The following is a 24,085-nucleotide window of genomic DNA, read 5'->3' on the forward strand; positions in this document are numbered from 1 at the left end:
TCCCCATGAAAAATCAACATTTTTTTAAATTAATTTTAATATCTCTTTTCTTTTTTTCTTGTGTAAGTGAGAAAGATTTAGATCAACCTATAGTTGATGATGAGATGGTAATTACAGATGATGATGAAATTATTGATGACCCGTTATCAGTTTTAAACGTTTCAACGTCATTTGAGTATCCAACTAGTAAAAACATAAACTTGGTGTTAGATGCTCCTGAATTTTTAAAAGGAGCCACTTTTTCTATTTACTCAAAAGTTGGAACTCAAGATAGCCTATCTATTGGCAGCGGAACATTTAATGACCAAGGTCATTTTGAAAAGCAATTAACAGTGTCTTCAAGATTAGATAGTCTTTTGATATTCACAAATTATATTGGTCTTATTGATGATGTTCGTTTAAAGGTGGATTCAGAGGAAGTTGTTTTTGATTACAATCAGTTTTATGAGCGTAGTGGTACTGCCGGAAAGGGTGTTGAAAGACCGCTGCGAACTTATATTTCACAACAAGGAAAGGCCGATTATACTTTTATTGATACTTTTAATGCGCAAGGTGTACCAGATAACTTAGCATTTGCCGATGTAATTCAACAAAATTTATTAGACGATATAAATGCTTCTCTACCCGAAAATGTTCCTGGTGGAATTCCATCTTCAAATCCTGAATTTTTAGCAGGTAAAGAAACAAGTTTAATTATAACCGAAGAGGCCGATGTATGGGTAACTTTTGTTTCTGAAGGGGCAGGTTATCGCAATGTATTGGGGTATTATTCATATACTTTGGGTAATGAACCAGCAACGGTCAATGACATCGTTGAGCATCGTGTGATTTTTCCAAACGTTTCATTTTCTGGCTCAGGAGGAGGTTTGATTTCTGGTGATAGAGTTTATCTAGGAAGGTTTCCTGAAAATACGGTTATTTCATGGTTTTTAGCAGCAAATGGTTGGTTTGGTAGTGGTGTCAATGATGGTAATGGAGTTTATTACTCTAACCCAGATTTTAATCCTGAATCAACTGAAGCTACCCGTAATCATATGGTACTGCTTTATGATGAGGCACGAGAATTGACATTACTTGGATTCGAAGATTTAAGAAGAGATGTCGCAACAGATGATGATTTTAATGATGCGGTATTTTATGCTAGAGCAAATCCACCAGATGCAATTCAGGTTGGCGACTTTGCCGAAATAGAGGTAGCCAATGATGCTGATGGAGATGGCATAAACGATGAATTAGATGATTTTCCATTTGATCCAAATAAAGCATTTAATAATTTTTTACCGTCTGTGAATTCTACCGGTAAATTAGTTTATGAGGATTTATGGCCTAGTCAAGGCGATTATGATTTTAATGATTTAGCTGTCGAATATTCTTTTAATCTTATAGCTAATGGCAATAATTTGGTAACATCAATTGATGCTTCATTTACCATAGAGAATATTGGAGGGGCATTACACAATGGTTTTGCTTTCACTTTTCCAATTAACCCGAGTAATATTAGTGGTATTGAAGGTCAGGTCATTAATGGTAATTATGAAACCATTGCGGCGAATGGAACCGAGACCGGAACTAACTCTGACGAAACTGTCATAATTGTGGCAGGTGATTGTTTTGACTTATTAGGCGATACTATTAATCTCACGATAGACTTTTCAACGCCTGTAGATGCTGAAATTCTTGGTGAGGTACCTTTCAATGCTTTTTTAATTGCAAATCAAGATAGAGCTAAAGAAATACATTTACCAGATTTACCACCTACAAGTAAAGCAGATTACTTAGGGACACAAGATGATTTCAGTGACGCATCAATAGGCCGTTATTATAAGACGAGTACAAATCTGCCATGGGCTTTAAATATTTACGAAGGTTTTCAAACTCCACCAGAAAGTGTTCCTATTATTTTACAATACCCGCGGTTTGTAAACTGGGCTAATTCAGGTGGTACTCAAGATCTAGATTGGTATGCCCAATAACTCTAATTACGTATTTACAACGTTTAAATTACGTTTCACAACATAATTTTTTAATCTAGTTAATGTAAGATAATATTTACAAATAAATAACGAAAAAACTTAATAAATGAATATTGCAGTAATTGGTACAGGGTATGTTGGTTTGGTAACCGGCACTTGTTTTGCAGAAACGGGAATAAACGTTACCTGCGTTGATATTGATAAAAAGAAAGTAGATATGCTTCGTAATGGAGAAGTTCCTATTTATGAACCAGGCCTTGATGCGCTTTTAGAACGTAACATTGATAAAGGTAGAATTTCTTTCACAACAAGTTTGCAAAAGGCAATTAAAGATTGTGATGCTGTGTTTATTGCAGTTGGTACTCCTCCTGATGAAGATGGTAGTGCTGATTTAAAGTATGTACTTGGTGTTGCTCGTGAAATAGGTCAACATATGGAAGATTACAAAGTAATTATTACTAAGAGTACAGTGCCAGTTGGAACCTCTTTTAAGGTAAAAGCTGCTGTTGAAGAAGAGTTAGTAAGTAGAGGTGTACGTATACCATTTGATGTTGCATCAAATCCAGAATTTTTAAAAGAAGGAAGTGCTGTTGATGATTTCTTGAAACCAGATCGTATTGTGGTAGGTATTGAAAGTAAGCGTGCTGAGAAAGTAATGAATAGACTCTATAAGCCTTTCTTGATGAACGGTCACCCACTATTATTTATGGACATTTTCTCTTCTGAGATGACCAAATATGCAGCTAACTCTATGTTGGCTACTAAGATTAGTTTTATGAATGATATTGCCAATTTATGTGAATTAGTTGGCGCTAACGTAGACTTAGTTCGTAAGGGTATTGGTTCAGATACTAGAATTGGGAATAAGTTTATTTACCCTGGTACCGGGTATGGAGGTAGTTGTTTCCCAAAAGATGTACAAGCATTAGTTAGAACTGCAGATGAATATGGACATTCTTTAGAAGTTCTTAAAGCAGTTGAAGCTGTTAATTACAGACAAAAAACAACTTTAGTTGAAAAAATCAAAAAGCATTTTGGTGAAAATCTAAAAGGAAAACAATTTGGAATGTGGGGCTTAGCATTTAAGCCAAAAACAGATGATATGAGAGAGGCTCCTTCTTTAGTAATTATAGAACAGTTAAAAGCAATGGGCGCAAATATTCGTGCTTATGATCCTGTAGCTATGGAAGAAGCAGAACGAATATTGGGTAATTCAATTGAATATGCTAAAGATGAATATGACGTGGCTATTGACGCAGACGCACTAATTGTTGTTACGGAATGGTCTGAATTTAGAATGCCGAATTTTAGAATACTACAGAAGTTGATGAATGAGCAGACAATTTTTGATGGAAGAAACGTATACGATCCGGAAGAAATGGAAGAAATAGGTTTCAATTACTATAGCATAGGACGTGCTGCAATTAAAGCAGAAGAATCAGTAGAGGTTTAATCAATTTTTGAAAGTAAAAAGATGAAAAGAATTTTAGTTACAGGAGGTGCAGGCTTTGTTGGTTCACATTTATGTGAACGTCTTCTAAAAGAAGGAAATGAAGTTGTTTGTATGGATAATTATTTTACTGGGCGTAAGAGCAAGATTGTCCATTTAATGGATAACCCCTACTTTGAACTGATTAGGCATGATGTCACTTTGCCTTATTTTATTGAAGTTGACGAGATTTATAATCTAGCTTGTCCGGCTTCACCGGTTCACTATCAACATAACCCAATAAAAACTATTAAAACTTCCGTTTTAGGTGCAATTAATATGTTAGGCCTCGCTAAACGTATTAACGCCAAGATTTTACAAGCTTCAACTAGTGAGGTTTATGGTGATCCAGAAGTACATCCACAACCAGAAAATTATTGGGGTCATGTTAATCCAATTGGTATTCGTTCTTGTTACGATGAAGGGAAAAGATGTGCCGAATCGCTCTTTGTAAATTATAATCAGTCAAATGATGTATTAGTAAAAATCATTAGAATTTTTAATACATATGGTCCAAGAATGGAGCCGGATGACGGTAGAGTAGTTTCAAATTTTATCATGCAAGCCTTACAAGGGCAAGATATTACCGTCTTTGGTGATGGTACTCAAACTAGAAGCTTTCAATATGTAAGCGATTTAGTTGATGGAATGATTAAAATGATGGATACAGAAGATGATTTCATTGGGCCAATTAATATTGGAAATCCGGGTGAATTCACTATGCTGGAATTGGCTGAAAATATTATTGATTTGACGGGTTCAAAATCAAAAATCATTCATCTGCCTTTACCTTCTGATGACCCTATGCAACGCAAGCCAGATATTACACTAGCAAAAGAAAAGCTAAGTGAATGGACGCCAAGTGTTGATTTAAGAACAGGTTTAGAAAAAACCATTAAGTACTTCGATAGTACACTTCAAGATAAATCAATTCAACAATTGGTGAACTCTTAATTTAATTTTAATCGAGTTAGAATGGATGCATTTAAGGTCATAATCAATACAATTGAAATAGTACTCATAGGTTATTTCGGATTTGCATCCATTTATATTTTTCTATTTGCTTTTGCCGGTATATTCAAGGCAAAAAAGAAAAAAGTAATTATTAATAAACAGCGAAAATTTGCTGTATTGATTCCTGGTTATAAGGAGGATAATGTTATCGTTGAGGTGGCAAGAAGAGCTTTAGAACAAAGTTATGCCGAAGAACTTTTTGATGTTGTCATTATAGCAGATTCATTTCAAGAGAACACCTTAAATAAGCTTCGTAAACTTCCCATAGAATTGGTTGAGGTATCCTTTGAAAAAAGCACTAAATCCAAGGCCTTAAATAAAGCGATGGATATAATTGGTGATCAGTACCATGTTGCTCTTGTTCTTGACGCGGATAATATTATGGAGTTTGATTTTATTGAGCGAATTAATGATGCTTTTAATAAAGGTTATAAGGTAGTTCAAGGCCACCGTATGGCGAAAAATACGAATACTGCATTCGCAATACTTGACGCTATAAGTGAAGAGGTAAATAATCATATTTTTAGAAAAGGACACAGAGTATTAGGCCTTTCATCGGCTTTAATAGGTTCAGGAATGGCTTTTGACTATCATTTTTTTAAGTCTACAATGGCTAATGTAAATGCTGTAGGAGGTTTTGATAAAGAACTGGAATTGAAACTATTAAGAGATAAAACTAAGATTGAATACTTGCATAAGGCTTTAGTTTTAGATGAAAAAGTTCAAAAATCTGAAGTGTTTTCTAACCAGCGTAAAAGATGGCTTTCAGCACAGTTTATATATTTTAGAAGATATGTACTTTCAGGTATTAAAGAGTTAATCTTTAAGGGCAATTTTGATTTTGCTGATAAAGTTTATCAAATGATTTCTCCGCCAAGAATTTTGTTATTAGGTCTTGTGTTTGTACTAACAAGTATTTACGCTTTAATAGATATCTTTTTTGAAAATGTTACAAGTTTTATTTCTTCTGAATACTGGTATATCACATTTGCAATTACTGTTTTGGCGTTCGCATTGTCGATACCAAGAAAGTTCTACAGTTTATCAACCTTGAAAGCGGTTTTGACACTACCTAAAGCATTTGTTTTGATGTTTTTATCCTTATTCAAGTTAAAAGGAGCTAATAAAAAATTCATTCATACCCAGCACGGTACCCTTAGTGGCCAGTAAAATTTATAATATGAAAATAGGAATTGAAGGACAACGGCTCTTTAGAAAAAAGAAGCACGGTATGGATATGGTAGCCTTAGAGCTCATCAAAAATCTACAAAATATTGACCAAACCAATGAATATGTCATTTTTGTAAAACCTGATGAAGACAATACTTGTATTCCGGATGCTCCAAATTTCAAGATAGTAGAATTAACTTCAAAGTTTGGTTATCCAGGTTGGGAGCAATGGGAACTTCCAAAAGCAGCATTTCGCGAAGGCTGTGATGTGTTGCATTGCACTAGTAATACAGGTCCAATATTTTGCAAAGTTCCTCTTGTAACCACACTACATGATATAATTTACTTAGAAAGCATAAGTATTTTTAAGAAAGATGGTACCTGGTATCAGAAACTTGGGAATATGTATCGTAGGTATTTTGTGCCACCTGTGATTAAAAAAAGCAAAAAAGTTATTACCGTTTCTAACTATGAAAAAAACAGAATCAATAAGTATTTTGGATTTAAAGATGATCGTTTACATGCTATATACAATGGCGTGGGTGAGCATTTTAAAAAAGTTACGGATAGCAGAGTACTTTCTTCAATAACCACCAAGTTTAACCTTCCTGAAAAGTTTTTCTTCTTTTTAGGTAATACCGACCCAAAGAAAAATACGATTGGTGCCTTGAGGGCTTTTGCAGATTTCAATTTGCAGTACCCTAATCAATACCAATTGGTGATGTTAGATTATGATGAAAACGAATTGCAAAGAATATTAGGTTCCATTGGCCATCCTGAATTAAGAAAACAAATTCATCTTTTAGGTTATGTTCCAAATGAGCAATTACCTGCGATTATAAGTCAGTGTACTATTTTCTTGTACCCTTCTTTACGTGAAAGTTTTGGAATTCCAATTTTAGAAGGCATGGCATGTGGTGTGCCAGTAATTACTTCAAATACATCATCAATGCCAGAGGTTGCGGGTGAAGGAACAGCTTTGATTATTGACCCTTTTAAACCTAAAGAAATTTCTAATGCCATGCAGACATTGGTTGAAGATCAAATGTTGGCAAAAGTTTTATCAGAAAAAGGTATTTCACGAGCGAAAGATTTTTCATGGAAGGCAATGGCAGAAAATGTTTTAGCACTTTATGAAGATGTTTATGAAGAACTAAATACGTCAATGGTATGATTAAAGGCAAAGATATTATAGTAATGGGCATTCAAGCTTGGGATATTGAAATTGGCAGTAATTGTAAGAATATTGCTGTTGAGTTTGCTAAGAATAATCGAGTACTTTACGTGAATCCACCGATGGATAGAGTCTCACAATATAGAGAACGACAAACTCAAAAAATAAAAAAACGAGTACAAATAAGAAAAGGCTTAAAAGATGATTTGATTCAATTAAATGAATCAATGTGGAATCTTTATCCAAAAACACTTACCGAGTCAGCTAACTTTTTAAACGCCAGTTGGTTGTTTGATAAATTAAATAAAATCAACGCAAAACGATTTTGTACAGATGTGGCAGATGCCATTGAAAGATTAGGTTTTAAAGACTATATCATTTTTAATGATAGCTCAATGTTTTTAGGGCAACACATTAAAGAATATCTACATCCTTCGTTTTACGTGTATTACATGCGTGATTATTTAACCAAGAATCCATATTGGCGAAAAAATGGCGTTCGTTTAGAGCCTAAGCTCATACAAAAAGCTGATTGTGTAGTTAATAACTCTACTCTCTACACCGAATATGGAAAACAATTCACAGAGCATTCTTATATGGTAGGTCAAGGTTGCGACACCTCTCTGTTTAATGATCAATTGAGGGAGATTGAGATTCCAACAGATTTAAAAGATTTTGAAGGACCAATAATCGGCTACGTAGGTTTTTTAAGTAGTAGAAGATTGAGTATTGAAATAATTGCAGATGTAGCGAAAGCTAGACCAGATTGGAATATTGTTCTTGTAGGTCCTGAAGATGATGCTTTCAACACTTCAGAATTACATGAAATTGATAATATATATTTTTTAGGAAGCAGGGATGCTTCGGAGCTGCCTAACTATATTAAAGGATTTGATATAGCTATTAATCCTCAGTTGATTAATGATGCAACTATCGGAAATTATCCTAGAAAAATAGATGAATATTTGGCCATGGGAAAACCTACAGTGGCTTCAGCAACAAAAGCAATGGAGTATTTTGCCGAGCATACCTATTTAGGTAAAACTTCGGAAGACTATGTGGAATTAATTGAAAGAGCATTAAAAGAAGATTCCTCCGAATTACAAGCTAAAAGGAAGGCTTTTGGTCTTTCGCATAGTTGGGAAAACAATGTCAACGAGATTTACAATTGTATTTTAAAAGTAACTAAACAATCTGCCTAAATTTTTAATTATGGGTATTGTCAATAAAATAAAATCGAACCCTAAGTTGAAGCAATTTGCACTGAAGTTAATTGCTCCAAAAAGAAACCCGAGACCTAGATTATGGGTAAGGTGTTTTTTAAATCCATTGAAACACAAAAAAGGTAAAGGGGCAACCATTAGAAGAAATAGTCGTATCGATGTTTTTCCGTGGAAAAGATTTGAAGTAGGAAAGCTAACTACAATCGAATCTTATTGCACCGTCAATAATGGCTCGGGTGATGTTTTATTAGGTGATAGGGTTAGAGTTGGTATTGGCAGTGTGGTTATAGGTCCTGTAAGTATGGGTCATGGTTCAGGTTTAGGTCAAAATGTTTTTGTATCTGGTTTTAATCATGGTTATGCTGACGGTTCTAAAAACTCAAGTCAACAAGCTTTAGATATTCGACCGACTATTATTGAAGATGAAGCTCATATAGGAGCTAATTCTGTTGTTTTAGCAGGGGTGACTATTGGAAGAAATTGTCAGGTTGGCGCAGGTAGTGTTGTTACAAAAGATATTCCACCATACTCAGTTGCTGTTGGTAACCCTGCTAGGGTCATCAAACAATTTAATCACAACACGGGAATATGGGAAGCTGTTAAGAAAAAAGAAGCCAGTTTGATTTAAATTATAATACTATGGAGTCGTTAAAAATCATTTTTTGGGTAGCCTTATTCATTATTTTTTATTCTTATTTAGGATATGGAATTTTATTGTTTGGTATTATCAAACTTCGACGATTATTTGGTCTAGGCAAACCATTTACTGGTAATGAAGATTATGAACCAGATGTGACACTTTTTGTAGCGGCTTATAATGAAAAAGACTATTTAGAAGAAAAAGTATCCAACTCTAAAAATTTAAACTATCCGCAAGAAAAGGTTACTCAATTATGGGTCACTGATGGTTCAGATGATGGAACTCCTGAGTTATTAAAAAAATACAAGGAGGTCTCTGTTTTGCATGAGTCAGCGCGTAATGGAAAAATTGCAGCGATGAATCGTGGAATGAAGCATGTTAAAACCCCCATTGTGATTTTTTCAGATGGTAATACAAACTTGGGTAAAGATTCTATAAAAGAAATCGTAAAACTTTTTAGGAACCCAAAGGTGGGTTGTGTTTCTGGTGAAAAACGTATTTATTCAAAAGATGCCGACAGTGCTGCTGGTGCTGGGGAAGGAATGTACTGGAAATATGAATCTCAGTTAAAAAAATGGGACGCTGAATTGTATTCCGTAGTTGGTGCGGCCGGAGAACTCTTCGCCATTAGAACTGAATTATGGCAAGAGGTCGAAAAAGACACCTTATTAGACGATTTCATGATTTCCTTAAGAGTTGCTATGAAAGGGAATACAATTCAATATAATCCTGATGCCTATGCCATCGAAAATGCCTCTGCCAATGTTAAAGAAGAGTTGAAAAGAAAAATTAGAATATCTGCAGGAGGCATTCAATCAGTTGTTAGACTTGCTCCCTTATTGAACTTTTTTAAATATGGTACTTTATCATTTCAATACATCTCGCATCGTGTTTTACGTTGGACATTAACGCCATTATTATTGCTTTTGTTGATTCCAATAAACTTTATTTTAACGCAAAACGAAGGTCTTTTTGAATTCGGAGTATTTAGTCTTTTGTTCTGGGCTCAAGTACTTTTTTACGCCGCTTCATTACTTGGATGGTTTTTAGAAAACAGACAGATTCGACTTAAAATTCTATTTGTACCATACTATTTTTTCATTATGAACCTTTCCGTTTTCTTAGGTTTTGGTAGGTATTTAAAAGGCAATCAATCCGTTAATTGGGAAAGAGCTAAAAGAGGAGGAACTACTTCAGAAGTGATTGCTTAAACCTCTTCTTGAAATAATGGTAGGTTGAAATAGAAAACGCTTCCTTTTCCAACTTCACTCCGGATATTTAGTGAGCCTCCATTTTTTTCAATGAAATTTTGGCAGAGTATTAAACCAAGTCCTGTGCCAGGTTCTTTTTCTGTGCCAAGTTTGCTGAAATGTTCATTAGGGTTTAAAATTTTATTAATATCCTCAGGGGGTATACCTTGACCGTTATCTTCTATTTCAATAGTTAAGTGCGAATTGTTGAACAAACCATTAACCTTGATAGTACCTTCAATAGGTGTGAATTTAATTGCATTTGAAAGTAAGTTTCTTAGAACGGTTTTAACTGTGTTCATATCAGCAAATACCCAGCTATCTTTCGTAACATTATTAATAAGTTCAATTTTCTTATGTTCACTACCTAGTTTTAACAATCTAAAAGTTTGTTCTACTAAATCTAGGACATCTAATTTTTCAGGAATGATTTGTATTTGGTCACTTTCTGATTTAGCCCAACCCAATAAGTTTTGAAGTAGGTTTAAAGCTTCATCCATTGTTTTTAAAAGTTCGTAAACTGTGCCATCTATAAAATTATCTGCTTTTGGGTCAATGATACCCCGCATTATAAAGTCCATTTTTAGCTTCGCTGCACTCAAAGGAGATCTTAAATCATGTCCGATAATAGAGAACATTCTGTCTTTAAGAATATTTGATTGCCTAAGATTTTCAGCTTGTTTTTCTATTTGGTTTTTAGCCCTAACTAATTCAACATGTGTTTGAATTCTGGCAATAAGCTCTTGCTCATTAAATGGTTTGGTTACATAATCAATACCACCAACTTCAAAACCTTTGACCTTATCTTTAATGTTTACTTTTCCTGTTAAAAAAATAACTGGAATATTACGATATTCTGAATAGGACTTTAGCTTTTGACAAAGTTCAAAACCGTCTATTCTAGGCATGATAACATCGAGTAAAATGAGATCAGGAAGTTTTTCTTCTAACAATGTAAAGAAGTAGTCGTCATCATTGGTGCCTTGATATTCAAAATCATTACGCTCAAGTATAAACTTAAGTAGTTCAATATTTAACTGTTCGTCATCAACAGCTAGAACATAGGGTTTATCTACAGGTTGGTTGTTCATTTTTAAGGTGCTATGCCTAAACTAAAGTAAGAAAAACTTTTCAAGCAAAATAGGTATTGTCTTTATATTGTTTTATTCGCGTTTGGGCTTGGATTAAATGCATTAAGAATAGCATTCTACAACCTAAAACCACGCTTTCACAACAATAATTAATTCTAATTTTAAAGTAAGATTATATTTACAATATAAGTAGTAATAAACTTTATATAGTATGACACACGTTTTGGTAACCGGCGGAGCAGGTTTTATTGGTTCTAATTTTGTTCCTTATTTTTTAGAAATGAATAAAGAGGTGCATTTAGTTAATCTTGATGCTTTGACTTATGCGGGTAATTTGGAAAATTTAAAGGAATTAAAAATTGAAGAAAGATATACTTTTATTAAGGGAGATATTTGTGATAGAGGATTATTGGAAGAGCTTTTTAAAAGATTTGATTTTCAGGGAGTAATACACTTTGCAGCTGAATCTCATGTAGATAACTCAATAACCAATCCTGATGCTTTTATGCAGACCAATATCATTGGTACTTTTAACCTTATTGATGTGGCAAAAAAACATTGGATGATTGGCCCTGGAATTTACAAAGAAGCCTATAAGAATTCACGTTTTCATCACGTGTCTACTGACGAAGTATATGGCACTTTAGGTGAAGAAGGGTTGTTTATGGAAACAACGCCATATGCACCTAATAGTCCTTATAGTGCTTCAAAAGCATCTTCCGATTTTATTGTCAGAAGTTACTATCATACGTTTGGTATGAATGTAGTAACAACTAACTGTTCCAACAATTATGGACCAAAACAGCATGATGAAAAGTTAATTCCGACAATCATAAGAAAGGCTTTATCTAAAGAATCTATTCCTATTTATGGTGATGGCTCTAATATTCGAGACTGGCTTTATGTGTTAGATCATTGTAAGGGGATCTTGCTAGCTTATGACAAAGGTGTATCAGGTGAAACCTATAATATAGGTGGGCGAAATGAGCGTAATAACCTATATATCGCTCAAAAGGTATGTGATTTGCTGGACCAGAAAAGTCCTCGGGAAGATAAAAAATCATATCACGATTTAATCACTTACGTTAATGATAGAGCAGGTCATGACTTCAGATATGCAATTGATGCCACAAAAATAGAAAATGATTTGGGTTGGAAAGCAGATGAAAATTTTGAAACTGGAATTGAAAAAACGATAGAATGGTATCTTAATAGATATGTTTCTAAACTCGATTCAAAATTTGTATAACAAGAAATTATAAATAAACATTATAGCATGAAAGGAATCATATTAGCAGGAGGTTCAGGAACCAGATTGCATCCTTTAACACTAGCAGTCAGTAAACAATTAATGCCTGTTTACGATAAACCTATGATTTATTATCCACTTTCTACCCTTTTAGAATCTGGAATTTGGGAAATTCTAATTATTTCTACACCACATGATTTACCTCTTTTTAAAAAATTATTAGGTGATGGAAGAAAATACGGTTGCCGTTTTGAATATGCAGTTCAAGAAGAGCCTAATGGTCTTGCTCAGGCCTTTATAATTGGAGAAAAATTTATTGGTGATGATAAAGTTGCATTAATCTTAGGTGATAATATTTTTTATGGTACTGGTTTAGAAAATCTTCTACAATCTAATAATAACCCTGAAGGTGGAATTATTTATGCTTATCATGTGAATGATCCTGAACGATATGGTGTTGTTGAGTTTGACGATAATGGCAAAGCTATTTCCATTGAAGAGAAACCACAAGATCCAAAGTCCAACTATGCAGTACCGGGTATTTATTTTTATGATAATGATGTAGTTGAAATCGCAAAAAATATGAACCCAAGTGCACGTGGTGAACTTGAAATTACTGATGTGAATAAAGAGTATCTCAAAAGAGGGAACCTTCAAGTTAGTATAATGGATAGGGGAACAGCTTGGCTAGATACAGGCACCTTTGATTCTTTAATGCAAGCAGGGCAATTTGTCCAAGTAATTGAAGAACGTCAAGGTTTAAAAATTGGTGCTATTGAATCATCTGCTTATAAGATGGGTTACATAACAAAAAATCAATTTAAAAAATTAACTCAACCATTTTTAAAAAGCGGTTATAGTAAGCGTTTATTAGAAGTTATTTAATGAAATTATGAAAGTAACAGAAACTCAAATAGAGGGTTGTTTTATTTTAGAACCTCAAGTTTTTGAAGATAAACGCGGGTATTTTTTTGAAAGTTTTAATCAAGAAAAATTTGAAAAAATTACTGGGGCAAAACCTTTTTTTGTTCAGGATAATCAATCATTTTCGGAAAGAGGTGTATTACGCGGTCTTCACTTTCAAAAAGGGCAATATGCACAAGCAAAATTGGTTCGCGTTTTAGAAGGTGAAGTTTTAGATGTTGCCGTAGATATTAGACCGCAATCAAAAACTTTTGGAAAAGTTGTTACAAGTCGACTTTCTGCAGCAAATAAAAAACAAATGTTTGTTCCACGAGGCTGCGCTCATGGTTTTGTAACACTAAGTGAAACAGCTACTTTTTTCTATAAATGTGATAACTTTTACAATAAAGAGTCAGAAGGTGGAGTTTTGTATAACGATCCTGATTTTAAAATTGATTGGATAATTGAAGAATCAGAACTTATTATATCTGATAAAGATAAAATACTACCTACTTTTAATGAAGTAGTTTTAGATTAATATTATAAAATACCAACTCTAAAAAATGAATATTCTTGTAACAGGGGCTTCCGGCCAATTAGGTAATACAATAAAGGCGTTATCCGAAACAACTCATGAAGAGCTTAATTTTGTTTTTAAATCTTCAAAAGAGCTTGATATTACTGATTTGGTGTCTGTGCAACAAGAACTTACTACTAACAATTATGCCTATTGTATTAATTGTGCTGCATTCACTAATGTTGACAAGGCAGAATCTGATACAGATTTAGCACGAAAAGTAAATATTTCAGGTGCCAGAAATTTAGCAATAAGCTGTAATGAAAGTACAACAGTATTAATACATATTTCTACCGACTTTGTATTTGATGGTTATTTAAATGAACCTTATAATGAAGAGGCTATTGCCAGACCAATTGGCTTTTATGGTGATACCAAATATAAAGGAGAGCGTGCTATCATTAATAATTTAAATGAACATTTTATAATAAGAACATCATGGTTGTATTCAGAATTTGGCAACAATTTTATGAAAACTATGATACGATTAGGTAATGAACGTGATGAACTTTCTGTTGTTTATGACCAGGTAGGTACGCCAACCTATGCTAAAGATTTAGCCCAAGTTATTTTGTATATCATTAAAGCCCATAGTATTGATTATGGAGTATATAATTATAGCAATGAGGGGGTTGCTAGTTGGTATGATTTTGCTAAGGCAATTTTTGACGGACAAAACATTCAAATTGAATTAAAACCAATTCGTTCGGAATCATATCCTACTCCGGCTGAAAGGCCTAAATTTAGTGTGCTTGACAAAGAAAAGATTAAGAGTACTTTTAACCTAGCAATTCCTCATTGGAAGGATAGTTTGGTAATCGCCCTTAAAGCATATTCTAAAATAGAAGCTTAGACTATAGGCCTTTTACTTGAGTTTTATGAAAAGAATCTGCTTGAAGTCTGAGTAGTTCTTCTGCTTTCTTCTTTTTATACCGGTATAGTTCTTCTTCAGATTTAATATCCTCATAAATATCTTGATTCATTACCGAATCAGTAGATAGTAATAATTTGCGTTGAGCCACTTTTTGAGTTACCCAAGTTGCAACAACACTTTCACCTTCTTCAAATTTATAATCATATTCTCCTTTTGGTGCCAATAACTTAGCAATGATAGGAGCCGTTTCTATAGCTAGAAACAATAAGAAAATAAAAAATGAAGGTAACCATGGTAATTTGTTTAAAGCATTGATTCTAGCCATTAAACCATCAAAACCATCGATTATTGGTTGTGAATTAATCACAGCACCATTGTAATCTTCATTCAAGGCTACAATTTCATTTTCTAAAACGATAATTTTTGCGGCATTTGTTGCTTTTAATTTTTGTAATTCGGCTAAGTATGCATCATGTTTTTGACGCTTTTCTTCATAAACTGGACCTTTACCTAATAATCCAGTTCCAGCAGTGCCTTCTGCTTCTGTAATATAGGTATCGTATAATGCGTTAGTTTCACTTTCTTTTTGGGTGATTTCACTTTTTAAGTTGGCTATATCTTGATTTAGTGCTTCAATGTTTGGGGTATATTGCAAAGCCAATTGCTCCTTGTTTTCTAGGGTCATTGCATTTTTTTCTTCAAGTAGCACCTGATTGATTTCTTTTTCAAAGATTTTCATTTCCAAGGGCTTAGAGATTACAATAGCAATTATAATCGCTAAAATAATTCTTGGGGCTGCTTGAAATAATTCACTTTTAATATTGTCTCTTTTTTTAATTGTAGACACAATGTACCTATCCAAATTAAAAATGAGAAGACCCCAAATGAATCCGAAAAAAATAGCGGTATATACATTATCAAAAACAGTATAAAGTGCATATCCGCTTGCTATAAAAGCCATAACGGCAGTAAAGAATACTGTTGCGCCTATACCTGCATATTTGTTGCGTTCTCCGTTGGAACAAGTTGAAAGAATATCTGTGTCAGCTCCTGAACAAAAGATAAAGAATCGTTGTAACATAATAGTGCTCGTTTTTGGTTTGATGAATTTGTTCTCAATGTCACCTTAAGGGCAGTCGAAAGGCATGTGGTTCTCGGCTTTGCTTTTAATGACGGTAGTTATTTAACGCAAGTATTTATGATTTGTTACAGAAAAAGCCTTCATTTAGAAGGCTTTAACATCAAATTATAATTTACAATAGTCTATTTAGAGTAAATTTTTACTTCGGGTGTTTTGTTTATCCAAGGTAATGTTTCTACATAATCATATTCTTTGGCAGCAATATAAACTACACCTTCTTCTGCCGAAATATGCTCATCATTATAATAAAATCGCGCTTTTTTATTTCTTAGTTCTTTAGCATAGTTTAATAAATCTTTTTTCTTATTCAAGCTACCAATTTTAATAGCTTCTTTAGAAATTCTTACCTGCGGATTCTTAGAATTACTTTTTGTAGTTGAAATATTTAGGCTTTTGTTTTTCTTTATTAGCTCAATTGCCTTGTCAGAAGAAATTTTCTTTCCTTCAAAATAGAAACTAGCTCCTTTTTTAGCCATGTCGATTATATGGTCTAATGGTGAAGGTGGTATTGGCGGTGGTGGAGGAGCTGGAATAGTACTTGCTTGACCTTTTATGACTTTTGGACTAGGGGGTTGCGGAATAGAAGTTGCCTTGCCCTTTATAGTATTGAGACTTGGCGAAGCTGGTTCTTGAACTGCAATAATTGTGTTTTTATTACTTAAATATATAGGAGTTTCAGGTGCAGGTGGGGGTTTAGGAAAATCTGGGAAAGGCTCTGCATCCGCTTTTTGTTTGTCGGACATCAAACCGTATATATATTCCAAACGCTCCACATCTTTTACATAAATACGCATGTTGTCACGAGACATTTCATTGTATTTTTTTGCTAAGGCATTATACTCCTTCATTTGTTCACGAGATGCCCCTTTTTGAATGTTTTTTGATAAACATTCTGGGAAAGCTTGGGCATTTTCTTTTTGCTCACTGCTCATTTTTCTATAAATAGACTCTAAGATTTTTAAATCTTCTAAAGGAATCACCCGCTTTTCTATCGAGATTGCATTGTATTTCTCCGCTAGAACATTGAATTTTGCTAAGTCCATACTCTTTACACCTTCTTTTTTGAATGTGTTTTCAAATCCTTTTTTTGTATAAAGGCTAACTTGATATTCCTGTGGAAATCTTTTGCTTCTAGCGTTTTTGTATACAAAACTTTGCGAATGATAAACAAAGTCAGATGCTTTGAATTCATTTAGTACTTTATTATCCACCACTTTGCCATCAATCCATATAGCATATTTTTGTTTATTTTTATAATCCTCAAATTTTAATAATGATAGAGGCTTGCTTTTAGAAATTTTGTTGTTCAAGCCTGGAAATTCAGGATATTTTTTAACTGATTTTCGCTGTTCCTCTGTCATTAAATCATAGATGGCAATCACTCTTTGATAAGAACTATATTCTATTGTATTAGTTTTTTCATAATCAACAATAAATTGCTGGTATTCTAACATCATTTTTTCTGATGCCTCATCTAGATAATAGTTTACTTCTAACTGATTTACTTTATCTAATTCTTCTTTGATGTGTTTTTCTACTTCAGGATTAGTCCTTTCAATAGTTTTAATCTCGCTAAATCCATATAGCATTAAGGCCAAAAGCGGCAGGAGTAATAAACTTCTTAATAAAATTGCTTTTTTTGATGTGTGTGTTTTCATGACTTTAAATCGTTTTTTGATTGATGAATAATTAATGGCATTTGCCATATTAACTGATTGATACTTCTCTAAACTATCCTGTGATAAATAGGATAACAGCGTATTTTGATAATTACTAGGAGAAATAGTTTTCTTAATAACTGCGCTATCTGCTAGAAATTCGTGATTTAGTTTAATACATTTTTTAAAAAAAAAGATTAATGGGTTAAACCATAAAATCACTTGTAAAAATTCTATAAAAATTACGTCTATACTGTGGCGTTGTTTGGCATGAATTTCTTCGTGCAGCAACACCTCTTTTGGGATAGAATTAGCTTCGAACTTTTCTTTGTTTAAAAAGATATATTTAAAAAAAGTATGCGGAGGCAGCTGCTCTAATACTAAAACTTTAATACTAAAAGGTTCTTTAAGTTTGGGGTTTTTTCGAATGCGATTTAATATTTGAAAAAGATTTCTCAAAAACCGAACACCAAAAACTACAACACCTATACTATAAATAGACCAAGCGATTAAAGACCAATTTATAACGTCAATATCCCTTGCCGCAGTTTCAATGATGATTGGATTTGAAGTTTCAACAATGGTGTTTGTATTGCTGTAAGCAGTTACTGTAGGTTCTACATACTCGATAAATACCAAACCAGGAATTACACAAGATGCAATTAATGCTAACATTAGATAGCATCTTTTGAATGTATGCATGTTTTCTTTCTCTAGAAGAAGTTTATAAAAGAGTAAAAATATGGCCATGCAAGCCGCAGATTTTAAGAGATAAATGAGCATGTTATTTTCTTTTAATTTCTTGGTCTATTAATTTTTTTAAAGCCTCCAATTCCTCCTTACTCAAGTCTGTTGATTGCGTAAAAAAGGATGCAAATTGACTTGGACTATCATTAAAAAAGTTTTTAATGAGCCCGTTTACATGATTGGAGAAATAATCTTTTTTCTTAACCAAAGGATAATATTCTCTAGAGCGTCCAAAACTTTTGTATGCAACAAAACCTTTGTCAGACATACGTTTTAATAATGTTGCCACTGTTGTTGTGGCTGGTTTAGGTTCTTCATACGCTTCTAGTAAATCTTTCATAAAAGCTTTTTTAAGCCTCCATAAAATATTCATAAGTTCTTCCTCGGTTTTAGATAACTGCATTCTCTACAAGATTAGAATTAACTCTACAAACATAGAGTAATAATTTTAATTCTACAAGTGTAGAGTAAATATTTTTCTAAATGGGTTAAGTTTGTATCCATAAAATAAGTCTAAATGGGATTGCTAGAAGACCTAATAAATAGGACTGGTAGTAACTGTGAGTTATGCGGTGCCACTGCTAATTTTTCAACTTATGAGGTACCACCTGTATCTTCTGGTGGCTTAGATGGTAGTCTGTTGGTTTGTGATACTTGTAAAAATCAAATCGAAAATCCCGGAGCTATGGATGCCAATCATTGGCGTTGTTTAAATGATAGTATGTGGAGTGAACATAATCCTGTGAAAGTTATTGCTTGGCGAATGTTATCACGATTAAAATCAGAGGGGTGGACGCAAGATCTATTAGATATGATGTATCTAGATGATGAAACATTAAATTGGGCTAAAGCTACCGGTGAGGGTCTTTTAGAAAGCGATAAAATTATTCATAGAGATATGAATGGGGTGATTTTAGAAAATGGAGATAATGTGGTTTTAATCAAAGACCTTAAAGTAAAAGGCTCAAGTATGATAGCTAAACAAGGTACTCCAGTTCGTCGTATTTCATTAGACAAAGAAAATGCTGAATATATTGAAGGCAAAGTAGGCGCGCAACAAATTGTTATAATTACCAAATTTGTTAAGAAAACCAGCTAAGAGTTCAACTCTGTAAAATACTTATAGAAATATGGAATTGTCTCAATACCTTTTAGATAATTCCAAACTCCAAAGTGTTCATTTGGTGAGTGAATGGCATCACTATCTAGACCAAAGCCCATAAGTATGGTTTTACTGCCTAAAACTTGTTCGAACAGCGCAACAATAGGAATACTTCCACCAGTACGTTCTGGGATAGGAGTTTTGTTAAAGGTTTTTTCATAAGCTTTTGCTGCAGCTTGGTATCCAAGACTATTCATATTAGTTACATAAGGCAAACCTCCGTGATGAGGAGTTACTTTTACCTTGACTCCTTTGGGTGCAATAGCTTCAAAGTGTTTTATAAATAATTCAGTAATTTCATCTGGGTCTTGGTGCGGTACTAAACGCATAGAAATTTTAGCGTAGGCTTTACTCGCGATAACGGTTTTAGCCCCTTCTCCAGTATACCCTCCCCAAATACCGTTAACATCAAGAGTTGGTCTTATGCTATAGCGTTCTGAAGTGGTAAATCCTTTTTCACCATAAACATCATCAATATCTAAGGCTTTTTTATACTCATCCAAATCAAATGGGGCCTTTGCCATTTCAGCACGCTCTTCATTTGAAACTTCTTCAACTTTATCATAAAATTCAGCAACGGTAATGCGATTGTCTTCGTCGTGTAATGAAGCAATCATCTTATTCAAAACATTAATCGGGTTTGGTACGGCCCCGCCATAAATTCCTGAATGTAAATCACGATTTGGCCCTGTTACTTCAACTTCAACATAGCTTAAACCTCTTAAACCAGTGGTAATTGAAGGTACATCATTGGCAATCATTCCAGTATCAGAAATTAAAATAATGTCATTGGAAAGCTTTTCTTTATGATTCTCTAAAAAGTCAGCCAAACTATCGCTACCTACTTCCTCTTCACCTTCAATCATGACTTTAACGTTGCAGGGTAATAAGTCATTTGTTATCATAAATTCAATGGCCTTGACATGCATGTACATCTGACCTTTGTCATCACAAGATCCACGAGCAAAAATTGCTCCTTCAGGGTGTAGTTCCGTTTTTTTAATTACAGGTTCAAAAGGTGGTGATGTCCATAAATTCATTGGATCTGGTGGCTGTACATCATAATGGCCGTATACCAATATTGTTGGTAAACTAGAATCTATAATTTTCTCACCGTATACTACTGGATATCCTTTAGTCTTGCAAATTTCGGTAGTATCGCAACCAGCATCTTTTAAGGATTGCTCTACCATTTCGGCAGTTTTCAGCACGTCTTTTGAATAAGCAGGGTCTGCACTGATAGATGGTATTTTAAGTAACTCAATTAATTCATTTAGAAAACGTTCTTTATGAGTTGCGATATAATTTTTAATGGTATCCATACGGTTTTTTAAAGAGGTATAAAATTACGAAACCTCTTCCAGCAAATTCAAATTTTTGATAGGCAAATCGAAATAATCAATTTTGCTATTTCACAATACGAAAATTGAATTATATTTGCAGTCCTTTTGCGGGCGTGGTGGAATTGGTAGACACGCTAGACTTAGGATCTAGTGCCGCGAGGTGTGAGAGTTCGAGTCTCTCCGCCCGCACAAAATAAAAAGCTTCTTGGAAACAAGAAGCTTTTTCATTTAGTGGTATGTTGTCCTTAATTAACGAATTTTATCAAGAATTAAATTCAATTTTTAAAATTTGATTTACTAATTGATATTTGGGTAAACTTAGTTTATAGCAATAAAAAAGCCTTTCAATTGAAAGGCTTTTTACTATTATATGCTTTGTTATTTTTATCCTATTAGTCCTATTTTGTTTAATAAGATACAAAGCGGAATTGCAATTAATATGAATATTAAAGCAAAGACCAGTACTCTTAAAAAGCCTTCTAAAAGCTTGTCTCCAAAAGATAGTTGTTCTTCCATAATTGATTAATTTGTTTCAATGTACATAAAACTGATGATAAATACCTTGAAACCTAAGTAGTTATTCGATTAAATACCTGGTTTAAGGCATGTGTGGCTGTTTTGTTTCGATGAGTGGTTGTCATTTTTTACCACTTAGTTTTTTGGCTAAATCTTCTAATGAAATACCTTTTGTTTCGGGCATTACAAACAACACCCATAACAATTGAAGTACCATCATTGTTGAAAAGAAAATAAATATGGGCCATGGATTCTCTTTGAAAATTCCGATTTCAGCATCTAGAAATGTAGGTGTTAATAAGGTGATTAAAGCAGCAAATACCCAGTGAACACCTGTGCCCCATGATTGGCCATATGCACGAACTTTATTTGGGAATATTTCAGAGATAAACACCCAAATTACTGCGCCTTGGCCAACGGCGTGAGATGCAATAAATATTAAGATAAAAATAAGTAACACAATTGAACTAGCCCCGCTATAAAAACACCAGCCAACAACAGCTAAGCTAAGAATGTATCCTAATGAACCTATATACATTAACTGTTTTCGGCCTAGTTTATCAATAAGTGAAATACCAACAAATGTGAAGATGAGGTTAATCACACCGATTGAAATAGAGCTGAATAATGATTCTCCTGAACCAAGACCTGCTCGTTCTAAAATTTCAGGTGCGTAATACAGCACAAAATTAATACCGGACAATTGATTGAATAAGGCTAAAAAGAATGCTAAGAACAAAGGTTTTTTAAATCTATTTGAAAAAAGCTTTTCTTTAGTAGTAGTTGCCGATTTTATCAAAGCATCTTTTATTTCTTTGATTCTATTTGATGCCTCTAGGCTGTCAACACCCAATAAGGATAATGCATTTAATGCTTTTTTGTCTTCGTGCCCTTTCATAAGCAACCATCTAGGGCTATTAGGTATTTTTAATACCATAAAAGTGTATATCAATGCAGGAAGCCCTTCCATGCCTAACATCCACCGCCAAGAAACATCGGCGTTAAAAAATATTCCGATAAGATAGTTTGATATGAAAGCAATTAGAATACCAAAAACAATATTGAATTGATAGGTGGCAGTCAAACGACCTCGATTACCAGCATTTGAAATTTCTGATATATATATTGGTGCAGCAACGGATGAGGCACCTACACCTACTCCTCCAATAAATCTAAATAAAGAAAAACTATAAGCTTCAGGAGCCAAAGCCGAACCTACTGCCGAAATAAAATATAATACTCCAATCCAAAATAAGGTTCTTTTTCTACCTAACTTATCTGTTGGTATACCGCCAAAGAGTGAGCCGAGAACTGTTCCCCAAAGTGCCATAGACATGATGAAGATCCCGTGAAAAGTAAAAATGGTATCGCCTAAAAACCAATTTGTGCCCCATAACTCTTTTATGGGCTGATTGGCACCACTTATGACTACAGTGTCAAAACCAAATAAGAAGCCGGCTAGAGCAGCGGTTAAAGAAATTCTTAAAATACGTTTATCCATGGAGGTTGAAATTTGCTAAAGCTAGCCAAAAATTAAAAAAGTTGAGTTATATAATTTATGACATGTTTAGTTGCTCCAATTTTATTTTTGATGTAGGAGGTATTTATTTGTCCTGTTTTTTGGCAGTATGCGGTGTCGTCAATAAGTTTAGTAATTTGCTCTCTAAATTCAATTTTGTTTGCAATACTGATAACACCGTGGAGTTTTACCAAATCTTCAGCCTCTTTAAATCCATTAAAATTTGGCCCAATGATAACAGGAATTCCAAAGACCGCTGGTTCGAGAGTATTATGAAGCCCTGTCGCAAAACCACCGCCTACATAGGCAATATCAGCATAGCTGTAAATTTTGGTTAATAGTCCAATAATGTCAATAATGATTATTTGAGCTTCTTTCAGACTAGTGGCATCCATTTCAGAATAGAGCACTACATTTTTAGTTATCGACTCTTTTAGTTTACGTATCTGGTTTGGTTTTATGTTATGAGGTGCGATAACAAACTTTATATTCTCGGTATAATTGTTAAAATAGTTAATGAGAACTTGCTCATCTTCTGGCCAAGTACTACCAGCAACGACACAGGTAGATTGACCTTTAAATTCAATCATGAAATCAAGTTGATTTTCATTTTCTGCTATTTGCGAGACTCTGTCAAATCGTGTATCACCACTTAGTGTTACGTTATTAAACCCGATAGATTCGAGCAGTTTTATGGAATGGTCATCCTGCACGAAAAAATGCTGAAATTTTTTCAAAGCTTTGCGAACAAAAAAACCATAAGACTTGAAGTAAATCTGTCTATCCGAAAAAATTGCTGAAACTAAAATCGCATTTATTTTTTGATGCTCTAATTGTTTTAAATAGTTTGGCCAGATTTCATATTTAATAAAAATGGCTAGTTCAGGCTTTACTAAAGAAATAAATTTTTTAGCATTTTTTGCTGTATCCATTGGAAGATAAACGACAACATCGGCCGGAGTTTTATCCTTTTTGATTTCATACCCTGATGGAGAAAAGAAAGAAAGCACAATTTTATGGGTAGGGAAATTCTTTTTTAATTCTTCTAATAAAGGAAGTCCCTGTTCATATTCTCCTAGGGACGCAGCGTGCATCCAAATTGTTTTATTGTCTTTATCAATGTGATTTTCTAAAATCTCATAGGTTCTTTGTCTACCTTGAACAAAAAGTTTGATTTTAGGTTTAAAGCTGGCAATTAATTTCAAATGAAACCAAGCAATTTGTGTTAGTATGTTATAGATATGGTACAAAAAAAGTATTTGCGCTAAAATACATTTCTTAGTTGAAACCTGAATCAGCCCTGCTTAATTTGTTAATTTTGTAACTCTAATTTTAAGCTGAGGTATTGGGCTTTAAAGAAGCACAGAATCCA

20 protein-coding genes and 1 tRNA gene are annotated in these 24,085 nt (G+C 33.7%); 14 read left to right on the forward strand and 7 right to left on the reverse strand.

The window, feature by feature from the left end; all coding sequences use genetic code 11:
- Window positions 1–5: 5 nt before the first annotated feature.
- From RM520_RS04755 to RM520_RS04790, 8 genes are all read left to right on the forward strand, one after another.
- Window positions 6–1,973, forward strand: a complete 1,968-nt coding sequence (locus tag RM520_RS04755) for an LruC domain-containing protein (protein ID WP_311387160.1) — start codon at window positions 6–8, stop codon at window positions 1,971–1,973.
- A gap of 106 nt (window positions 1,974–2,079) precedes the next feature.
- Window positions 2,080–3,426: a UDP-glucose dehydrogenase family protein gene (locus RM520_RS04760; RefSeq protein WP_311384559.1), complete on the forward strand. Its 1,347-nt coding sequence runs from the start codon at window positions 2,080–2,082 to the stop codon at window positions 3,424–3,426.
- A gap of 21 nt (window positions 3,427–3,447) precedes the next feature.
- Window positions 3,448–4,416 carry a UDP-glucuronic acid decarboxylase family protein gene (locus tag RM520_RS04765; protein ID WP_311384560.1) on the forward strand — a complete coding sequence of 323 codons (969 nt, stop codon included), beginning with the start codon at window positions 3,448–3,450 and terminating at the stop codon, window positions 4,414–4,416.
- A 21-nt stretch (window positions 4,417–4,437) separates the two neighbouring features.
- On the forward strand, window positions 4,438–5,646 hold the full coding sequence (locus tag RM520_RS04770; protein ID WP_311387161.1) for a glycosyltransferase family 2 protein: 1,209 nt from the start codon (window positions 4,438–4,440) through the stop codon (window positions 5,644–5,646).
- A 10-nt stretch (window positions 5,647–5,656) separates the two neighbouring features.
- Window positions 5,657–6,820, forward strand: coding sequence for a glycosyltransferase family 4 protein (locus RM520_RS04775; RefSeq protein ID WP_311384562.1), 1,164 nt, complete (start codon window positions 5,657–5,659; stop codon window positions 6,818–6,820).
- A complete protein-coding gene (locus RM520_RS04780) occupies window positions 6,817–8,022 on the forward strand; it encodes a glycosyltransferase (RefSeq protein ID WP_311384563.1) in 1,206 nt (401 codons plus the stop codon). Before RM520_RS04775 ends, RM520_RS04780 begins: the two co-directional genes overlap by 4 nt.
- Before the next feature lie 127 nt (window positions 8,023–8,149).
- On the forward strand, window positions 8,150–8,671 hold the full coding sequence (locus RM520_RS04785; RefSeq protein ID WP_311387162.1) for an acyltransferase: 522 nt from the start codon (window positions 8,150–8,152) through the stop codon (window positions 8,669–8,671).
- Window positions 8,672–8,682: 11 nt separating this feature from the next.
- On the forward strand, window positions 8,683–9,894 hold the full coding sequence (locus RM520_RS04790) for a glycosyltransferase family 2 protein (protein ID WP_311387163.1): 1,212 nt from the start codon (window positions 8,683–8,685) through the stop codon (window positions 9,892–9,894).
- On the opposite strand, the gene RM520_RS04795 is transcribed toward RM520_RS04790, so the two are convergent.
- Window positions 9,891–11,024: a hybrid sensor histidine kinase/response regulator gene (locus RM520_RS04795; RefSeq protein WP_311387164.1), complete on the reverse strand. Its 1,134-nt coding sequence runs from the start codon at window positions 11,022–11,024 to the stop codon at window positions 9,891–9,893. The genes RM520_RS04790 and RM520_RS04795 overlap by 4 nt on opposite strands.
- A 211-nt stretch (window positions 11,025–11,235) precedes the next feature.
- Here RM520_RS04795 and rfbB point away from each other — a divergent pair, with 211 nt between their 5' ends.
- From rfbB to rfbD, 4 genes are read left to right on the forward strand one after another with little or no spacing between them, the layout of a single operon-like run.
- On the forward strand, window positions 11,236–12,273 hold the full coding sequence (gene rfbB, locus RM520_RS04800; RefSeq protein ID WP_311387165.1) for a dTDP-glucose 4,6-dehydratase: 1,038 nt from the start codon (window positions 11,236–11,238) through the stop codon (window positions 12,271–12,273).
- Window positions 12,274–12,300: 27 nt separating this feature from the next.
- Window positions 12,301–13,158 carry a glucose-1-phosphate thymidylyltransferase RfbA gene (rfbA, locus tag RM520_RS04805; RefSeq protein ID WP_311387166.1) on the forward strand — a complete coding sequence of 286 codons (858 nt, stop codon included), beginning with the start codon at window positions 12,301–12,303 and terminating at the stop codon, window positions 13,156–13,158.
- 7 nt (window positions 13,159–13,165) lie between these two features.
- A complete protein-coding gene (gene rfbC / locus RM520_RS04810; protein WP_311387167.1) occupies window positions 13,166–13,714 on the forward strand; it encodes a dTDP-4-dehydrorhamnose 3,5-epimerase in 549 nt (182 codons plus the stop codon).
- Window positions 13,715–13,739: 25 nt separating this feature from the next.
- Window positions 13,740–14,606 (forward strand): dTDP-4-dehydrorhamnose reductase, encoded by an 867-nt coding sequence (gene rfbD / locus RM520_RS04815; RefSeq protein ID WP_311387168.1) that lies wholly within the window; start codon window positions 13,740–13,742, stop codon window positions 14,604–14,606.
- 1 nt (window position 14,607) lies between these two features.
- Here the strand turns inward: rfbD and RM520_RS04820 are convergent, their stop codons facing one another.
- The 3 genes from RM520_RS04820 to RM520_RS04830 all read right to left on the reverse strand — a co-directional run bounded on the left by RM520_RS04820 (window position 14,608) and on the right by RM520_RS04830 (window position 18,576).
- On the reverse strand, window positions 14,608–15,708 hold the full coding sequence (locus tag RM520_RS04820; RefSeq protein WP_311387169.1) for a DUF4407 domain-containing protein: 1,101 nt from the start codon (window positions 15,706–15,708) through the stop codon (window positions 14,608–14,610).
- Between the two features lie 182 nt (window positions 15,709–15,890).
- Window positions 15,891–18,101 carry a M56 family metallopeptidase gene (locus RM520_RS04825; protein WP_311387170.1) on the reverse strand — a complete coding sequence of 737 codons (2,211 nt, stop codon included), beginning with the start codon at window positions 18,099–18,101 and terminating at the stop codon, window positions 15,891–15,893.
- Between the two features lie 109 nt (window positions 18,102–18,210).
- A complete protein-coding gene (locus RM520_RS04830; protein WP_311384572.1) occupies window positions 18,211–18,576 on the reverse strand; it encodes a BlaI/MecI/CopY family transcriptional regulator in 366 nt (121 codons plus the stop codon).
- Between the two features lie 114 nt (window positions 18,577–18,690).
- On the opposite strand from RM520_RS04830, the gene RM520_RS04835 reads away from it, so the two are divergent.
- The gene (locus tag RM520_RS04835) at window positions 18,691–19,272 is read left to right on the forward strand and encodes a PhnA domain-containing protein (RefSeq protein ID WP_311387171.1); all 582 of its coding nucleotides are present in this window, start codon (window positions 18,691–18,693) and stop codon (window positions 19,270–19,272) included.
- Here the strand turns inward: RM520_RS04835 and RM520_RS04840 are convergent.
- On the reverse strand, window positions 19,269–20,657 hold the full coding sequence (locus RM520_RS04840) for a dipeptidase (protein ID WP_311387172.1): 1,389 nt from the start codon (window positions 20,655–20,657) through the stop codon (window positions 19,269–19,271). The genes RM520_RS04835 and RM520_RS04840 overlap by 4 nt on opposite strands.
- A 128-nt stretch (window positions 20,658–20,785) precedes the next feature.
- On the opposite strand from RM520_RS04840, the gene RM520_RS04845 reads away from it, so the two are divergent.
- Window positions 20,786–20,867, forward strand: a tRNA-Leu gene (locus RM520_RS04845).
- Between the two features lie 448 nt (window positions 20,868–21,315).
- On the opposite strand, the gene RM520_RS04850 is transcribed toward RM520_RS04845, so the two are convergent.
- Complete coding sequence (locus RM520_RS04850) at window positions 21,316–22,695, reverse strand: sugar porter family MFS transporter (protein ID WP_311387173.1); 1,380 nt, start codon at window positions 22,693–22,695, stop codon at window positions 21,316–21,318.
- A gap of 32 nt (window positions 22,696–22,727) precedes the next feature.
- Window positions 22,728–23,918, reverse strand: coding sequence for a 3-deoxy-D-manno-octulosonic acid transferase (locus RM520_RS04855; RefSeq protein ID WP_311387174.1), 1,191 nt, complete (start codon window positions 23,916–23,918; stop codon window positions 22,728–22,730).
- Window positions 23,919–24,085: the final 167 nt, after the last annotated feature.

It is taken from the genome of Croceitalea vernalis (assembly GCF_031846405.1).
In the GTDB taxonomy this organism is placed as follows: Bacteria; Bacteroidota; Bacteroidia; order Flavobacteriales; family Flavobacteriaceae; genus Croceitalea; species Croceitalea vernalis.

Excerpts from the sequence above, each read along its gene's own strand:
- rfbA (WP_311387166.1), top strand. The coding sequence starts at position 12,301 with ATGAAAGGAATCATATTAGCAGGAGGTTCAGGAACCAGATTGCATCCT.
- RM520_RS04820 (WP_311387169.1), bottom strand. The coding sequence starts at position 15,708 with ATGTTACAACGATTCTTTATCTTTTGTTCAGGAGCTGACACAGATATT.
- RM520_RS04825 (WP_311387170.1), bottom strand. The coding sequence starts at position 18,101 with ATGTTAGCATTAATTGCATCTTGTGTAATTCCTGGTTTGGTATTTATC.
- rfbC (WP_311387167.1), top strand. The coding sequence starts at position 13,166 with ATGAAAGTAACAGAAACTCAAATAGAGGGTTGTTTTATTTTAGAACCT.
- RM520_RS04795 (WP_311387164.1), bottom strand. The coding sequence starts at position 11,024 with ATGAACAACCAACCTGTAGATAAACCCTATGTTCTAGCTGTTGATGAC.
- RM520_RS04760 (WP_311384559.1), top strand. The coding sequence starts at position 2,080 with ATGAATATTGCAGTAATTGGTACAGGGTATGTTGGTTTGGTAACCGGC.
- RM520_RS04850 (WP_311387173.1), bottom strand. The coding sequence starts at position 22,695 with ATGGATAAACGTATTTTAAGAATTTCTTTAACCGCTGCTCTAGCCGGC.
- RM520_RS04835 (WP_311387171.1), top strand. The coding sequence starts at position 18,691 with ATGGGATTGCTAGAAGACCTAATAAATAGGACTGGTAGTAACTGTGAG.
- rfbD (WP_311387168.1), top strand. The coding sequence starts at position 13,740 with ATGAATATTCTTGTAACAGGGGCTTCCGGCCAATTAGGTAATACAATA.
- RM520_RS04840 (WP_311387172.1), bottom strand. The coding sequence starts at position 20,657 with ATGGATACCATTAAAAATTATATCGCAACTCATAAAGAACGTTTTCTA.
- RM520_RS04755 (WP_311387160.1), top strand. The coding sequence starts at position 6 with ATGAAAAATCAACATTTTTTTAAATTAATTTTAATATCTCTTTTCTTT.
- RM520_RS04775 (WP_311384562.1), top strand. The coding sequence starts at position 5,657 with ATGAAAATAGGAATTGAAGGACAACGGCTCTTTAGAAAAAAGAAGCAC.
- RM520_RS04830 (WP_311384572.1), bottom strand. The coding sequence starts at position 18,576 with ATGCAGTTATCTAAAACCGAGGAAGAACTTATGAATATTTTATGGAGG.
- RM520_RS04765 (WP_311384560.1), top strand. The coding sequence starts at position 3,448 with ATGAAAAGAATTTTAGTTACAGGAGGTGCAGGCTTTGTTGGTTCACAT.
- RM520_RS04780 (WP_311384563.1), top strand. The coding sequence starts at position 6,817 with ATGATTAAAGGCAAAGATATTATAGTAATGGGCATTCAAGCTTGGGAT.
- rfbB (WP_311387165.1), top strand. The coding sequence starts at position 11,236 with ATGACACACGTTTTGGTAACCGGCGGAGCAGGTTTTATTGGTTCTAAT.
- RM520_RS04770 (WP_311387161.1), top strand. The coding sequence starts at position 4,438 with ATGGATGCATTTAAGGTCATAATCAATACAATTGAAATAGTACTCATA.
- RM520_RS04790 (WP_311387163.1), top strand. The coding sequence starts at position 8,683 with ATGGAGTCGTTAAAAATCATTTTTTGGGTAGCCTTATTCATTATTTTT.